Here is a 16,108-nt window from a genome sequence, read left to right as displayed (position 1 = left end):
CGGGTCGGCTCGGGGGTCAGATCTCGGTCATCGTCTCGCGCATGATCTCTTCGATGCTGGTCCGGCCTTCGTGAATGGCCTCGAGTCCGGCCTCGCGGAGGGTCTTCATGCCGTATTTCCGGCAGGCCTCGCGGAAGTCGTCGAGCGAGACCTCGGCGACGATCATGTCGCGGAGGATGTCGTTCATCACGATCAGCTCGTAGATGCCCTGGCGGCCCTTGTAGCCGGTGTTGTTGCAGCGGTCGCAGCCCTTGCCGTAGTACCACTTCTGGCCCGCGGCCTGCTCCGCGGTCAGGCCCAATTCCATGACCACCTCGGGGCTGGGCATGAACTCGGTCTTGCAGTTGGCGCAGAGCCGCCGGACGAGCCGCTGGGCCAGCACGGCCTCCACCGTGGCGGTGATGAGGAACGTCGGCAGGCCCATGTCGCGGAGCCGCGTCACGGCCGAGGGGGCGTCGTTGGTGTGCAGCGTGGTGAAGACGACGTGGCCGGTGAGCGAGGCCTGGATCGAGATCTCGGCCGTCTCCAGGTCGCGAGTCTCCCCCACCAGGATCTTGTCCGGGTCCTGCCGCAGGATCGACCGCAGGCAGGCCGCGAAGGTCACGCCGATCTCGGGGTTGATCGGGACCTGGATCAGCCCCTCGATCTCGTACTCGACCGGCTCCTCGGTCGTGATGATCTTATCCTCGATCTTGTTCAGCTCGTTCAGCGTGGCGTAGAGCGTGGTCGTCTTGCCCGAGGAGGTCGGCCCGGTCACCAGGATGATGCCGTTGGGCTTCTGGATCACCTCCATCCAGCGGACCAGCGTGTCGCCCGGCATCCCCAGCCGCTTGAGGTCGAGCTGGACCACCGAACGGTCGAGGATCCGCAGCACGACGCTCTCGCCGAACATCGTCGGCAGCGTCGACACCCGGATGTCCACGCTGTTGCCCCCCAGCGCCAGCTGGATCTTGCCGTCCTGGGGGAGCCGCCGCTCGGCGATGTCGAGGTTGGACATGACCTTGATGCGGCTGGAGATCGCCGCGGCCAGGTGCCGGGGCGGGGGGACCAGCTCGTATAGGATGCCGTCCACCCGGTACCGCATCTTGTATTCCTCTTCGAACGGCTCGAAGTGGATGTCCGACGCCTTGTCCTTGATCGCCAGCAGCAGGACCATGTTCAGGAGCTTGCGCACCGGCGCGGCCTCGGCCATCTCCTCGATGGCCTCGAGGTCGATCGTGTTCTCGTTCCGCCCGGCCATCTTTTGCAGGCCCTTGTCCTGCTCGATCTGCTTGACGACGTCCTGGATCGACTCGTGGTGGCCGGCGTAGATCCGCTCGATCGCGGCGGTCACGTCGGCCTCGGTCGAGACCACCCCCTTGACCGGCACCCCCAGGAACAACCCCAGGTCGGACAGGGTCGAGGGGTTCTGGGGCTCCGCCATGGCCACCGTGACGCTCTTGTCCTTCTTGCTCTGCGAGATCGGCACGACCTTGAAGGCCGTCGCCATGCTCTCGTTGACCAGCTCGGTCATCTCGGCCGGGATCGTCGTGTCCCCCAGCCGGATCACCTTCATCCCCAGCAGCTCGCCGAGCGCCTTGAGGACGTGGTCCTCCTTCGCCAGCCCGAGCCGGACGATCACCTTGCCGAGGAGCTCGCCGGCGCCGCGCTTCTGCTCCTCGAGGGCCCGCATCAGCCCTTCCTCGTCGAGGTAGCCCATGTCGACCATGATCGTGCCGAGCCGTCGCGCCATGCCGTCGCCCCCGATCGATTCACGCGCGGGACGTCCCCGGGAGGCCCCAGGGGCCCCCTTCCACGCCTCGTCGTCGGACCTGTCGTGTCTTGGTGTCGAGAAGAGAGGATCGGGAGGGCCGGGACGGCCCTCCCGCGTCGCGTCCGCCTTGCCGGCGGTTCGAGATGCGGGCGGCCCGCCGGGCGCCGGCCGCGAAGGTCGCCGCCGTCCCCAGCCCGTCCGCCCGCCGGATCCAATCGCGTTTGAACCTATTTCAACGTGTACATCTTAGATACATCGGCCCGGACGCCTCGTGACGCGCGGGCCGGGGATTGCACAAGGCCCGGGGAGCCGGGCCCCGCCGAGGACGGCCCGGATCAACCTTCGCCTTCCTCCTCGCCTTCCTCCTCGTCGAAGATGCCCTTCTTGGCGTTCTCGATCCGTTCGCGAAGCTCGTTGACCTTGCGCGACTTGTAGAGGACCTCCTGCTCCTCGACGAGCCCCTGCTTCCAGAGGTTGAAGAGGCTGTCGTCCAGCAGGATCATGCCGTGCTTGCGGCCGGTCTGGATCGAGGAGTCGATCCGGTACGTCTTGTTCTCGCGGATCAGGTTCGAGATGGCCGGCGTCACCACCAGCATCTCGTACGCGGCCACCAGCCCCTTGGGCTTGCGCGGCAGAAGCGCCTGCGCGAGCACCCCGATGATCGCGACCGAGAGCTGCGTGCGGATCTGGTCCTGCTGCTCCTTGGGGAAGACGTCGATGATCCGGTTGACCGTCCCTTCCGCCGAGTTCGTGTGCAGGGTGCCGAAGACGATGTGACCGGTCTCGGCGGCGGTGATGGCGGCCTGGATCGTCGCCAGGTCGCGCATTTCGCCGACCAGGATGATGTCCGGGTCCATTCGGAGGGCGCGACGGATCGCCTCGGGGAAGTCCGGCACGTCGATCCCGATCTCGCGCTGATTCACAAGCGACTTCTGGTGCTTGTGGAAATACTCGATCGGGTCCTCGATCGTGATGATGTGCCGGTCCATGTTGTGGTTGATCCAGTTGATCATCGAGGCCAGGCTGGTCGTCTTGCCCGAGCCCGTGGGCCCGGTGACCAGGATCAAGCCGCGAGGGCGCTGGATCAACTCTTCCATCACCGAAGGCAGGCCGAGCTGCTCGAACGTGAGGAACTCGTTGGGAATCCGCCGGAGAACCAGCCCGATGTTGCCGCGTTGCTTGAAAATGGCGACGCGGAATCGAGCCATCTCGCCGAAGGCGAACCCGAAGTCGGTCCCCCCCACTTCCTGAAGCTCTTGCTGGCAGCGCTCGGGGGTGATGCTCTTCATGAGCGCCACCGTGTCGGGCGGTTCGAGCACCTTCGTGGCGAGCGGGCGCATATGACCGTGCAGCCGCAGCATCGGCTGGCTACCGACGGTCAGGTGCAGGTCGCTGGCGCGCTGCGTGCAAACCGTCTGGAGGAGCTTGTCGATGAGGATCGTGCCCATGCCGTGACTGGCCTCCCCTGGATCTCGATGGAACGTGGACGGGTCGTCGGATCCGCTTCGTGCTGGAGTTGACTTTGTCCTGAAGACCAGGCGTCCATCGAATTCCTGAGGTCCGAGAGAGACTTAGGCGATCGCACCGCGCCCCTCTCGGCCTACCTCATTATTTCGATCTGGCGTGGCTGGATCAAGCGCGCAAGTGCTTGGAATACTTCCCGCTCCGTGCCTTCGGCGGAGCGAAGCGACGATCTCCGGCCGACTTGGCGGGGAAGCTCCCCTTACCCATCGACCGGTATCACGCCAAGATAGACTACTTTTTCTCGGCCGCCGGCTGAGGCGTGGTGCTGACGTCGTGCTGGGTGATCCGCAAGACCTCGTCGAGGGTGGTAATCCCCTTGATCGCCTTGATCACCCCGTCCTCGAAGAGTGTGCGCATCCCCTGCTTTCGGGCGACTTTACGAATCGCCATTGTCGACTCGCCCTTGAAGGACATCTCGCGGACCTGGGTGCTCATGATCATCAACTCGTAGATCCCGAGACGGCCCCGATAGCCCTTCTTGTTGCAGTTCGAGCAGCCCTTCCCTCGAGCGAAATTCGCTTTCTTGGCGAGCTCGGGACGGAGTCCCAGGCTGGCCAGGACGTGGGCCGGGGGCTCATACCGAACCTTGCACTTGGGACAGACCTTTCGCACCAAGCGTTGAGCCAAAACTGCAAGCACGGAACTGGCCACGAGGAACGGTTGGATGCCGACGTCGACCAGACGTGTAATGGCGCTGGGCGCATCGTTCGTGTGCAATGTACTGAAAACCAAGTGTCCTGTCAGTGAGGCCTGGATCGCCGTCTCCGCTGTCTCCAGATCGCGGATTTCGCCCACGAGGAGGATGTTCGGATTCTGGCGGAGCATCGCCCGGATGATGCGGGCGAAGGTCATCCCGATCTTGGCTTTGACCTCGCACTGGTTGACTCCGGGGAGGTAATACTCCACCGGGTCCTCCGCCGTGATGATCTTCACGTCGGGTCGGTTCAACTCGTTGAGGGCGGCGTAGAGCGTCGTCGTCTTCCCCGAACCGGTCGGTCCGGTGACCAGGAGGATGCCGTTCGGCCGCCGGATGAGTTGCTTGAACCGGGCGAAGTCCTCGTCCGAGAAGCCGAGGTCCTGCAGGCTGACCTTGATGTTGTCGCGATCCAGGATTCGCATGACCACCGACTGGCCATGCGTGGTGGGGAGGATGCTGACGCGAAGGTCGATGTCCTTCCCCGCGACGTTGATCTTGATCCGGCCGTCCTGGGGCCGCCGCTTCTCCGCGATGTCGATCGAGCCCATGATCTTGAGCCGGCTGACCATGGCGCCGAGGAGTCGCCGGGGGGCGGAGTCGCGTTCCATCAGCACGCCGTCGACTCGATAGCGGATCCGGACCCGCTCGGCGAACGGCTCGATGTGAATGTCCGAAGCGCGGCTGCGGACGGCCTCCTCGATGATGAGGTGGACCAGCCGGATGACCGGCGCGTCCCCCTCTTCGAGGGTGTTCGTCGTGGAGCGTTTCCCCCCCTCGCCGTCCTCCATGAAGTCCATCTGGGTGTCGGTCCATTCGCCGAGCATCGTGTCGACCGACTCGGTCTCCCCGGCGGAACCTCCATAGTATTTATTGATGGCCTCGATGATCGCCTCGCGCGGGGCGAGAGCGACCTCGATCTCACGGTTGAGGACGAAGCGGAGCTTCTCGATGGTCTCGAAGCCCATCGGATCATGCATGATGACGCGAATCGAGCCGCCGTTCTCCGCCATCGGCATGACGATGTTTTCGCGGGCGAGGGATTCGGGCACCTTGCCGATCACCGAGGCGGGGATCTCGACCTCGCGGAGTTCGACATACTGGAGGCCGTGTTGCTCGGCCTTGGCTTTGGCGACGTCGGTGGCGTCGGCGTAACCGAGCTTGACGAGCGCGTCCTCGACTTCCCCTCCGGAGCGTTCCGCTTCCTTCAGTTGATCGGGGCCGATCACGCCGCGTCGAATGAGGATTTCGGTCCAATCCCGACTCTTGGCCATGACGACACAACTCCCAGGAGGATTTGCAGGGGGGCACGGGACGCGCGTTGGATCCACGCGGCACGTCCGACGACGACGGGCCGGCGCGAGCGGGTCCGAGCGGCGGGGGCGCGCTAGTATGGCGTAACGTCAAGTACGGACACAAGAACCATGGCGTGACGGCGACGAACGACCTCGGTCGTCCCAGGCCGGGTTCCGATGAAGGGAATGTATCGGAATCGATGATGCCGAATTCAAAGTACCAGACCGAAATTTCCCCATCAAGCAATTCCTATGGAATTCGCCGTCCCGAGTTCCGTCTGCGCGGCCGTCGCCGGCGGCTTGACTTGCGGCCCGCCTCCCCACAACTTTAGTTGTCGGCGCGGCTCTTGCACGCCGAGCCGCGAGCGTCACTGGAATCGGGCCACCCTTCGGAGATCAAGCTCTTGCATCCCTTCCCCTCAAAGTCGTCGCGCCTGAGCCGGTCCGGGGCCGTCCCGATCGTCTCGGCCGCCTGCCTGGCGCTGACCATGGCGGCGACGCCGGCCTTCGGTCAGGCCGCCCACCTCCCTGTCGTGGAGACCCAGGTCGCCTACCCGAACCTCCGCTTCGACCGGCCGGTCGCCCTGGACTACCCCGCGGACGACGGCAGTCGCTATTTCGTCGTGGAGCAGCACCAGGCCAAGATCTGGTCGTTCCCGGCCAGCCCGCGAGACACCTCGGAGAAGAAGCTTTTCCTCGAGCTCCCGGACCCGATCAACAAGGGGAATGAGGAGGGTTTGCTCGGCCTGGCTTTCCATCCGAAATACAAGCAGAACGGCCAGTTCTTCGTCTACTACTCGGCGAATGACGGCCCCGAACGGCGTTCGGTGGTCTCGCGGTTCACCGTCTCGTCGGACGACCCGTTGAAGGCCGATCCGGCCAGCGAAGAGCGAATCTGGGTCTCGGACGTGGATCGCTGGGAGAACCACAACGGGGGGACGATCGTGTTCGGCCCCGACGGATTCCTCTATATCACGCTGGGAGACGGCGGCGCGGGGGACGATCCGCTGTCCACGGGCCAGAATCCCAAGGATTGGTTCGGGTCGATCCTGCGGATCGACGTCGATCACCCGGCGGAGGGGAAGGCCTACGGCATCCCGGCCGACAACCCGGCGGTCAAGTCGAAGGCCCACGCCCACTGGGCGCCGGAGGTTTATGCCATCGGCCTGCGGAACGTCTGGAAATTCAGCTTCGACCGTGAGACCGGCGACCTCTGGGCCGGAGACGTCGGGCAAAACCTTTACGAAATGGTCCACAAGATCGACTCGGGGGGCAATTATGGCTGGAGCATCCGCGAGGGCTTCCACGCCTTCCAGCCCCAGCGTCGACAGAAGCCGGACCCGGCGTCGAAGATCCGACCGCCGCTGGCCGAGTATCCCCACAAGCCGACGGCCGACCGCCCGGACGCCGGCCTGAGCATCACCGGCGGCCACGTCTATCGCGGCGAGGCCATCCCCGAACTCAAGGGCTTCTATGTCTACGGCGACTACGACTCGGGCCGCGTCTGGGGCCTGAAGTACGAGCATGGCAAGGTGACGTCGACCGGCGAGTTGCTGGAAGTGACGCCGCAGACGAAGCTGAACATCGCATCATTCGCCGAGACCCCCGACGGCGAGCTTCTGATCCTGGCCTTCGACGGCCGGATTCACGAGGTCGTCTCGGCGTCGAAGTGAAGTCGCGAGGGAGCGAGCCGGCCCTGGCCGATTCGCTCCCTCGCTCGTGTTGGAAATTCGGAACGTTTTCCGCGAGGGACCGTGATGGCGACCGAATCGGGCAGGTTCAAGGCCGTCTTGCTGCGAGACGAAGATGATGTGGCCGTGGCCCCCGCGCCGATCCCAGCGGGGGGGCGTGTCGAGGTCGGCGGCGTCTCGGTCCAGGCCTTGGCGCCCATCGCGCTCGGGCACAAGCTCGCCGTCCGCGACGTGGCCGAGGGATCACCGGTTCGGAAGTACGGCCAGGTGATCGGGTTCGCCTCGAAGCCGATCCGGGCCGGGGACCACGTCCACGTCCAGAACCTCCGGGCCGACCTGTTCGAGCGAGACTACGCCTACGCCTCGGAGCGAGCGCCGGGGCGACAGCCGGAGGCTCCGCGGACCTTTCGGGGCTATCTTCGCCCCGATGGGCGGGTGGGGACGCGGAATTACATCGCCGTCGTCAGCACCGTGAACTGCTCGGCGAGCACCTCGCGCTTCATTTCCGAGCGGTTTCGGGGCCGCGACTTCCGAAGGTCGCATCCCAACATCGACGGCGTGTTCGCCATCACGCACAAGGGGGGCTGCGGGCTTCCTTTCGAGGGGAGCGATCATCAGATCCTGGAGCGCGTTCTGGCCGGCTTCGTGAACCATCCCAACGTCGCGGCCTACGTTCTGGTGGGATTAGGATGCGAGGGCGCCTACGCCCAGCATTTGATCGAGACCCAGCACCTCCGACTGACGCCCAAAGCGGGTGCCAAATCCGCCGCGGAGAAAAGCCTCCCGCCGCGCGTCTTCACGATCCAGGAGGAGGGCGGGGTCGCCCGGACGGTTGAGGCGGCCGTCGCGGCGGTGGAAGGGTTGTTGCCGGCGGCCGACGCCTGGCGACGGACCGAGCAGCCGGCGTCGAAACTCTGCCTGGCCCTGGAATGCGGCGGTTCCGACGGCAACTCCGGCGTCACGGCCAATCCCGCGCTCGGCGTGGCGGCCGATCTCCTCATCGCCCAAGGGGGGGCGGCCGTCCTGGGGGAGACTACGGAGATCTACGGCGCGGAGCACCTTTTGACCCGACGCGCCGTTTCGGCCGAAGTCGGGCGGAAGCTCGTGGAGCGGATCAAGTGGTGGGAGTGGTATACGGGGGTGTTCGGGGCCCAGATCAACAACAATCCGTCCCCCGGCAACAAGGCGGGCGGGCTCTCGACGATCTATGAGAAATCGCTCGGGGCGCTGGCGAAGGCGGGCACGAGCCCGCTGGTCGATGTGATCGGGTACGCCGAACCCGTCCGAGGGCCCGGCCTGTTTTTCATGGACACGCCGGGATACGATCCGGTCTGCACCACGGGCCTCGTCGCCGGTGGCGCCAACGTCCTGGTCTTCACGACGGGCCGGGGGAGCGTGCTGGGCCTCAAGCCGACCCCTTGCGTCAAGGTGGCCACGAACACGCCGATGTATGAGAAGATGAAGGACGATATGGACCTGGACGCCGGGACAATCCTCGCCGGCGAATCGGTCGAGAGCGTGGGCCGCCGACTCTTCGAACAGATCCTCGACGTCGCCGGCGGCGAGCCCACCCGCAGCGAGCGGGTCGGCATGGGTGAGGACGAGTTCGTTCCGTGGAACATCGGGCCGACGCTTTGACATGAACAACCGCGAACGAGTCCCCGGCCCGCCGACGGCCGCCGCCAGCGCCCCCGTCCCCCACCTCGGCTTGATGCGACGCAGCGGCTGGCCGCTCATCATCCTGGCGCTCCTGGAGCTGGGCTGGCTTGGCTGGTTCCTGTCGGAGCCGCTCCCCAACGCCCCCTCGCCGAAGGGGGCGATCACGCGCGGGATCTTGCTGCTGGATTCGTTCCCCGGGCTGGTCCCCGGCGTGACCTTCCACGACTCCCTGCTCGGGAAGGCCGTGGAGGAGATGAGCCACCTCGAAAACCTCCCGCAACGCCTGCCGATCGTGGCCGCCGCGGCGCTCGCCGTTTTGGCCGCGATCGGGATCGGCGACTGGCTCCTCCGGAAGTTCCGGATGGAAGCGACCTGCGAAGTCGCGACGCGGCTCGCGATCGACTACGCGCTCGGTACGGTCGTCCTCGGCCTGGCGACGATGATCGTGGGCCGGTTCGCGGTCCCCAACACCTGGCTCGTCCGTCTGGCGCTCGTCGTGGTCGGCGTCGCGGGGGCTTACGGCTCGAAATTCTGGCGATGGGGGCGTCCACGGTTCGAGCCGGGCGCGGCGATCGCCGCCGCGGTCGTCTCACCGTTCGTCGTTTTGATGCTCCTGGGGTCGATGCTGCCGGCCATCGATTTCGACGTCCTGAGTTACCATCTCCAGGGGCCGAAGGAGTATTACCAGGCCGGGCGGATCGCGTTCCTCCCGCACAACGTGTACACGAACATGCCGTTCGGCGTGGAGATGCTCCACCTGCTCGGGATGGAGATCCTGGGCGACTGGTGGTGGGGAGGGCTCGTCGGTCAGCTCCTCGTCGCGCTTTACGCGCCGTGCGCGGCGGTCTTGATCGCCTCGACCGCGAGCCGACTCGGAACCTGGCGAGCCGGTTGCCTGGCGGCTCTCATTTACGTGTCGACCCCCTGGATTTATCGGCTCGGAGTCATCGCGTACGTCGAAGGGCCGCTCAACTGCTACCAGGCCGCCCTGCTCTGGGCCTTCGTGAAAGGTCGGCGCTCCCCGGAGCCGTCGCCGACGCGTCTGTGGGCGATGCTGGGCTTTCTCGCCGGCGGAGCCATGGCATGCAAGTACACGGCGATTTTGCCGTCGGTGATCCCGTTCGGTGTTATCAGCGTGGTCGAAGCCTGGCGCGGGCGGTCGGCGCGGCCGGTGGTCGCCTTCATCCTGGGCTGGGCCGTCGTCATGAGTCCCTGGATGATCAAGAACGTGGTCGACACCGGCAATCCGGTCTATCCTCTGGCGTATCCGGTGTTCGGGGGTCGCGACTGGACCGAGGCCCGCGAGTTGCAGTGGAGCCGGGCCCACGGCCCAAGGCCGATCACGTGGCCCCTGTTCCGCTACTCGCTGATCGAAGTCGCCGGGCGCTCGGACTGGCAGTCACCCCTGTACGCGGCGTTCGCCCCCCTGGCCTTCCTGAACCCGAGGTTTCGGCGCGTGTCGGCCTGGCTGGCGATCTACCTGGCTTGGATGTTCGTCTCGTGGTGGTTCCTGACCCACCGACTCGACCGCTTCTGGCTGCCGATGCTCCCCGCCGCCGCAGTGATGGCCGGTTTGGGGGCCGACTGGACGAAATCGCTGGCCTGGCGGTTCGTCCGGGCCGGCGTGCTCGCGCTGGCCGTGGCGACGAACCTCGCGTTCGTGTCCACCGCGCTGTCGGGGCTCAACGAGTGGACGGGGGACCTGGAGTTCCTGCGAAACGACATCCCGCGACGGCTGAACGGCCCCCTGGCCGCGATCGACGCCAACCTCCCGCCGAACGCGAAGATCCTCCTCATTGGCCAGGCGGCCGTCTTCCACGTCCGGCATCCGGTCCTCTACAACACCGTCTTCAATCCCGAGACGGTCGAGACGCTCGCCGCCGGAAAGACCCCGGAGGAATTCAGGCGGACCCTCCTCGATCGGAAGATCACGCACGTCTACGTGGACTGGAAGGAGATCCGCCGCCACCGCGACCCCGCGGGATACGGATTCACCGACTTCGTCACGCCCGCGCGGTTCGCGGAGTGGGTCGCCTCCGGAATCCTCGGCAGGCCGATGCCCATCGGGATGGACCAGGATCTTTATGAGGTGCGCTGACGAGCCGGATCAAGGTTTCGCGACCTCTTCGACGAGCCCCAGCGCGTTCTCGATCAGGATTTCTCCCGTCTCCTCGCCCAGCGACGTCCGGGAGATGTAGTCATATCTCGGGAAGCTCTGGAAATCGACGCGGGTCAGGATGTATCCGAACGCGTCGTTGGTCAGGCCGAAGAGCAGGTTGTGCTTCCCTCGCATCTTCCGCTTCAGGTAGAACCCGATGTTGGGCAAGGCCTCGCCCGGGATCGTCAAGATCTGGGCGTCGCCCATTTCCACCAGGTTGATCCGGGCCGAGACCGTCCGATCATCGCCGTGCGGATACCTGAGTGGCGAGCCGGTGACGACGGCCCACATCAGGTCGGACTCGACCGGGAACCGGACGGTCCTTGCGTGGCACGCGAGCTTCGGGTCTTCCTGAACGGGAGCGTCGGCGACGATCCGCAGGGCCTCCGTCGCCATCAGGCGGCCGATCCGCTGGCATTCGGCCCAGCTCCGCTCGTCCTTCGAGTGAGCACCGCCGGGGTCGATCGGTTCGACGAGCCGGCGATTGTCGGCGGTGACCATCCCCCCCTGGGCGCCGTTGACGAACAGGGCGACGCCGCCGGACTCCGCCTCAATCGTCTCGCAGAGCGGGCCCACGAGATCCGGGCTCAGGATGCCCAGGCCATTGCCGAGCACCTCGGGATGGATCGCATAGTTGACCAGGGTGGCGAGGGTCTTGCCGTCCGGGGCGATCGCACGGATGACGCTCATCCGCCGGTCGTAGAGTTCGGGGGCGTAGTAGTTGTAGGCGATCTTCCCTCGGGCCTCTCCGGTCGCGACCTGGAGTCGCGCCGGTTCAAGGCGGTCCAGCGCTTCGTTCAGGGCCTCGGCGGCCCGTTCGCAGACGAGGTCCATGTAGGCCAGATCGCCGGAATGCCCGCCCTTGCCGTCCGGCAGCGCGTAGCAGTCCGGGGCGCTATGGGTGTGTGTGGACCCGATCAGGATGTTCGGGCCGGGGAGGCGAGGAACCCTGGCCCGCACGCGATCGCCAAGGACCGAGGGAAATCCGAGCAGGTCCAGGGCCACGACGCCGACGGAGGCGTCGCCTTTGCGGAGCACGAGCGCCCGGGCCGTCAACTCCCCGCGCTTCTCGCCGGCGGGTTTCGTCGGCCCCATCCCGCCCGAGACCGGAAGGAGCGGGTCGGGCGTGATGACCCGGACGGCCGCGCCTGCTAGAATCTCCGACCTGGCCGGCGTGGCGGCCGTCGCCAGCAAGACGGAGATGCAAGCGCCCAGCGCGACGGCGCGCGAGGACAGAGTGCGAAATCCAGCGTGGGGCATCTCGACGACTCCGAATGGTCGAACGGACTTTTCGATCGTTGATTCGCCACATGCTACAGGTCCGCGTATGCGAAGGAAACAAGGGGGCTCATGAACGGGCTATCGACGGTGACGGGGGGTGCGGGGTTCATCGGCAGCCACCTCGTCGAGCATCTCATCGCCCTCGGACGCCAGGTCCGCGTCGTCGAGCGGCCCGGGGCCGGCGTGGCCCACTTGCCGGAAGGCGTCGAGGTGGTCTTCGCCGACATCCGGCGTCGCGAAGGGCTCGACGAAGCCCTGCGGGGGAGCCGGTTCGTCTACCACCTGGCCGCCAACCCGAACCTCTGGCTCCGCGACCGTCGCGAGTTCGAGGCGGTGAACCACCAGGGCACGGTTCACGTCCTGGAAGCGGCCCTGAACGCGGGCGCGGAGCGCGTCCTGCACACGAGCACCGAGAGCATCCTGACGAAGTCGGGGGCCGCCGGGTTGATTGATGAAGACGTGCGAATCGAGGAGAGCGACGCGGTAGGCCCGTACTGCCTCTCCAAGCTCCGCGCGGAGAACTTCGCGATGGGACTCGCCCGCGAGGGACGGCCGGTCGTCGTCGCCAACCCCACCATGCCGGTCGGCCCCGGCGATCGAGGCTGCTCCCCTCCCACGCGACTGATCCGCGACTTTTGCAACGGGAGCTTGCCGGCGGTCATGGACTGCACGCTGAACCTGATCGACGTTCGCGACGTCGCGATCGGCCTGGCCCGCGTCCTGGAAGTCGGCCGACCTGGTCGGCGATACCTCCTGGGCGGCGCGAACCTCGCGCTGGTGGAACTTCTGGATATCCTGTCCGAATTGACCGGATCGCCAGTGCCGCGTTGGCGCGTTCCTTACGCAATCGGCCTGGGATTCGCTCATCTCAGCGAGTTCTGGGCCGATCACGTCTCGGGCGTCTCGCCGAAGGCGAGCGTGACGGGGCTCAGGCTTGCGAGACGCCTCATGCACTTTGATTCCTCGAAGAGTCTTCAGGAACTCAGCCTCAATCCACGTCCCATTCGGGAATCTCTGGCCGACGCCATCAATTGGTTGCGAGCCGGCCGACCTCTTTAGTCGATAAAAATCAACAGGGCTGCTCACACTCGTGAAGCCGACGCCATCCGGTGGTCATAAGCCTGGATCGAGGCCTCGCAGGGGGCTTGAGGAGGCGACGGAAAGAGCCGCAAAACGCCTGCGGAACTGGACTTCAGCGATACAATCACAATCCTGCGGGATGGTCGAGGTCCCTTGCCGAATCTTGGCCAGTCTTATAAAGCTCTTGAATGGCTCACTGAATCGGCGTTTTTCCGGTCGTTTTCCAGCAAATCGAGAGGGTTTCAAGATTTTCTGCGGTTTCTTCGAGGATTTTTTGTCGTCGTCCGGGGGGGAATGCGGTTAAGTTGATGCAACGGGCCAGGTCATGGAACCCGAGGCTTCGATCGCCCTGGGGACTTGGATGACGCCTTTCGTGTAGACTAGTGTTTTCGACTGGTGGATGAGCGAGCAGACTCTCGTTTATAGTAGCTTGATGACTTTCCGAGATGAGGGATCCGCATGATTTCTCTCTTGGAATCGTCCGAGGATCAAGTCCCATGATCGCCCGACTCGTGGCCCTCGACGAAGGTCCAGACATCAGCCTGGATCGCGCCATGATCGTGGTAGGGAGGCACCCGGCGTGCGATGCGCGTTTGGAGTCGTTGCGAGTCTCCCGACACCATTGCTGCATGACGCACGACGGTGGGGACATCCTCGTCCGTGATCTGGGCAGCACGAACGGGATCCGGATCAACGGCCAGCGCGTCGAAATGGGACGCCTCAAGGTCGGCGACGAGCTCTCGATCGCCCACATCCGCTATCGCCTTGACGACGGGTTGGGCCACGACCGGACGCTGGCCGATTCCTCCTCGGCCGACCCCCTCCTCCCTGTCCGCTCGAATGGCTCCCACACCGACGGCGTTGCGGCGCTGGCCCTCCCGACGCCCTTCCCGTTGTGCGAGATGGAGTTGGCCGCAGCTGTTCGGGAGAAGCTCCCCAGATCGGTAGCCCAGAGATGTCGGATCCAGGTCATCGTCAAGATGGACGATGAGGAGTCCTCCGACTCGACCCCGATCGAGGTCGCGAACTCCCATGCGGAGAACTCCTCGGGATGATCCTCAAGCTGACGCCCCTGATCAAAGGAAGCGGGCCGAGCATCCTGCTCCAGAGGCCGATTTATCTGGTCGGCCGTCATCGGGAATGCGACCTTCGACTGGACCTCCCCAAAATTTCCCGCCGCCACTGCTGCCTGGCCCTGGCCTACGACCGCCTGTTCATCCGGGACCTGGGCAGCCGCAACGGCGTGCGAGTCAACGGTCGGGACGTCGCGGAAACCCAGCTCTTCAGGGGCGACGAGATCGCCATCGGCCCCCTGATCTTCCGCGTCGAGGAGGAAATCCCCAGGGGGGCCTCGCCGTCCCCGGCCTCCGCGTCGCGACGAACTTCAGCTTCGCCCCAGGGCGCCGACGAGCCTCCCGAGATCGATCTGGTCCCCCTGGACGACGTCTGAGCCGTTGCGTCCTCCTCTCAGCAGGGCCGTATACCCCGGCGATCGGAGCGGAAGGCTCGCGGATCGGCGGCTGCTTCGGATCGATGGGCGATCGGGTGCATCGTGTGGATTTCCGCCGCCGCGGTGTTATAGTTCGAAAAACAGGCTGTCATTGTAGGGATTGCCTCGCGATCGAAGGCCGCTCGTGGCGGCCCCGAGCGGGGCGAACGGCGAGCCCCCGCGTCATTTCGGGTGGAACCGCGCCGGACTCCGATTCGCGTCCACTGAACTCGCTTCGCCGTCGCCGAGATCACCCGAGAGGTAGTCACATGATTCGACGAATGATTCCCGCAGCGCTGGGACTGGCGATCGCCCTGGCGTTCTCGCCCGTGGACGCCCACGCCCAGTGGGGCTACGGCCATTACCCCGGCGGTTACGGCGGCTATGGCTGGGGAGGTTGGGGCGGGGCCGGTTCAACCGTCGGTGGGAGCGTCGCCCAGGGCCTCGGCATGTTCAACATGGGGGCGGGGGTCTACAACGAGAAGACCGCCGTCGCCAACTCCATCAACACCGATACGGTGATGCGATGGAACGAGTACGTCTACGAGTCCCAGAAGGAAGCCACCCGGCAGTACTACGGCCGTCGCGACATCAACATCGCCCGCAACAAAGACGCCTTCAACGCGCAGATGGACCGGATCCAGAATAATCCGAGCCCGCGGGACGTCCAGCAAGGGGACGCCCTGAACGCGATCCTCGACCAGCTCTCGGACCCGCGAATCCCCCCCTCGGCGCTGCGGTCGATCGACGCGCCGGTCGACGCCGACCTGATCCGTCAGATCCCCTTCGTCAACGCGTCCGAGGCGATCACGATCAGCCTGGCCAAGATTCGCGACGCCGCGACCTGGCCCGCCCGGCTGCGCGACCCCAGGCTCGAACCTGAACAGAAGGACTTCGAGAAGCTCGTCGATCAGGCCCGCAAGGAGAACCAGGACGGCGAAATCTCGAACGAGACCCTCGAGCAGCTTCGCGGCGTGGCCCTGCGGATCAAGAGCAAGCTGACCGAGATGCCGCTGGAGAACAAGCGCGAGGACATCGACGCCCAGAACTTCGCGAAGACCCTCGTCGCCATGGTCCGGCTGCTGGAGAAGCCCGAGATCGAACAGGTGCTCAACGAGCTGAAGAACATCGAGAAGACCAACATCGGCAACCTGCTCGGCTTCATGCACACCTTCAACCTGCGCTTCGGCCCGGCCGTCACCCCTCCGCAGCGGACTGCCTACTCCGAGCTCTTCCCGACCATGGACGGAGTCCGCGACCGGTTGCTCGCCGACCTTAAGCTTGGGGATCGCACGTCGCCCAGTTCCAAGGCCCAACCCCACGACTTCTTCTCGGCCATGGGCGACGAGTACATCGAAGGCAAGAAGAAGCCCACGCCGGCCCCCCCGGCCCCGCAGCCCTGACGCTCTCAGCGCCGGAACTCGGTCGATCTTCCAATCAGGCCCCGCTCGCGACGTATTCGTCGCGAGCGGGGCCTTTTCTTA

General features: G+C 65.5%; 11 protein-coding genes. 7 read left to right on the top strand and 4 right to left on the bottom strand.

What is annotated here, in order from left to right:
* Positions 1-16: 16 nt before the first annotated feature.
* From VT85_RS15255 to VT85_RS15245, 3 genes are all read right to left on the bottom strand, one after another.
* The gene (locus tag VT85_RS15255; protein WP_068416889.1) at positions 17-1,732 is read right to left on the bottom strand and encodes a GspE/PulE family protein; all 1,716 of its coding nucleotides are present in this window, start codon (positions 1,730-1,732) and stop codon (positions 17-19) included.
* A gap of 356 nt (positions 1,733-2,088) precedes the next feature.
* Positions 2,089-3,201 carry a type IV pilus twitching motility protein PilT gene (locus tag VT85_RS15250; protein WP_068416886.1) on the bottom strand — a complete coding sequence of 371 codons (1,113 nt, stop codon included), beginning with the start codon at positions 3,199-3,201 and terminating at the stop codon, positions 2,089-2,091.
* A 307-nt stretch (positions 3,202-3,508) separates the two neighbouring features.
* Complete coding sequence (locus VT85_RS15245; RefSeq protein WP_068416883.1) at positions 3,509-5,245, bottom strand: GspE/PulE family protein; 1,737 nt, start codon at positions 5,243-5,245, stop codon at positions 3,509-3,511.
* Positions 5,246-5,670: 425 nt separating this feature from the next.
* Between VT85_RS15245 and VT85_RS15240 the strand changes: the two genes are divergently transcribed.
* The 3 genes from VT85_RS15240 to VT85_RS15230 all read left to right on the top strand — a co-directional run bounded on the left by VT85_RS15240 (position 5,671) and on the right by VT85_RS15230 (position 10,714).
* Positions 5,671-6,939, top strand: coding sequence for a PQQ-dependent sugar dehydrogenase (locus tag VT85_RS15240; protein ID WP_068416881.1), 1,269 nt, complete (start codon positions 5,671-5,673; stop codon positions 6,937-6,939).
* A gap of 84 nt (positions 6,940-7,023) precedes the next feature.
* Entirely contained in the window at positions 7,024-8,595 is a 1,572-nt protein-coding gene (locus VT85_RS15235) for a UxaA family hydrolase (protein ID WP_068416878.1), read from the top strand.
* A gap of 1 nt (position 8,596) precedes the next feature.
* Positions 8,597-10,714 (top strand): ArnT family glycosyltransferase, encoded by a 2,118-nt coding sequence (locus VT85_RS15230; RefSeq protein ID WP_197490741.1) that lies wholly within the window; start codon positions 8,597-8,599, stop codon positions 10,712-10,714.
* 9 nt (positions 10,715-10,723) lie between these two features.
* Here VT85_RS15230 and VT85_RS15225 read toward each other — a convergent pair whose 3' ends face one another.
* Positions 10,724-12,034, bottom strand: coding sequence for a hypothetical protein (locus tag VT85_RS15225; RefSeq protein ID WP_068416874.1), 1,311 nt, complete (start codon positions 12,032-12,034; stop codon positions 10,724-10,726).
* Positions 12,035-12,124: 90 nt separating this feature from the next.
* On the opposite strand from VT85_RS15225, the gene VT85_RS15220 reads away from it, so the two are divergent.
* From VT85_RS15220 to VT85_RS15205, 4 genes are all read left to right on the top strand, one after another.
* The gene (locus VT85_RS15220) at positions 12,125-13,114 is read left to right on the top strand and encodes an NAD-dependent epimerase/dehydratase family protein (protein WP_068416871.1); all 990 of its coding nucleotides are present in this window, start codon (positions 12,125-12,127) and stop codon (positions 13,112-13,114) included.
* 518 nt (positions 13,115-13,632) lie between these two features.
* Positions 13,633-14,190: an FHA domain-containing protein gene (locus VT85_RS15215; RefSeq protein WP_068416868.1), complete on the top strand. Its 558-nt coding sequence runs from the start codon at positions 13,633-13,635 to the stop codon at positions 14,188-14,190.
* Entirely contained in the window at positions 14,187-14,585 is a 399-nt protein-coding gene (locus VT85_RS15210; protein WP_082858624.1) for an FHA domain-containing protein, read from the top strand. The genes VT85_RS15215 and VT85_RS15210 overlap by 4 nt, the downstream gene beginning before the upstream one ends.
* 308 nt (positions 14,586-14,893) lie before the next feature.
* Positions 14,894-16,027, top strand: coding sequence for a hypothetical protein (locus VT85_RS15205; protein WP_156512885.1), 1,134 nt, complete (start codon positions 14,894-14,896; stop codon positions 16,025-16,027).
* Positions 16,028-16,108 lie beyond the last annotated feature (81 nt).

The sequence above is a fragment of the Planctomyces sp. SH-PL62 genome (genome assembly GCF_001610895.1).
Lineage (GTDB): Bacteria > Planctomycetota > Planctomycetia > Isosphaerales > Isosphaeraceae > Paludisphaera.
This window is presented reverse-complemented; position numbering and strand designations above follow the sequence as displayed.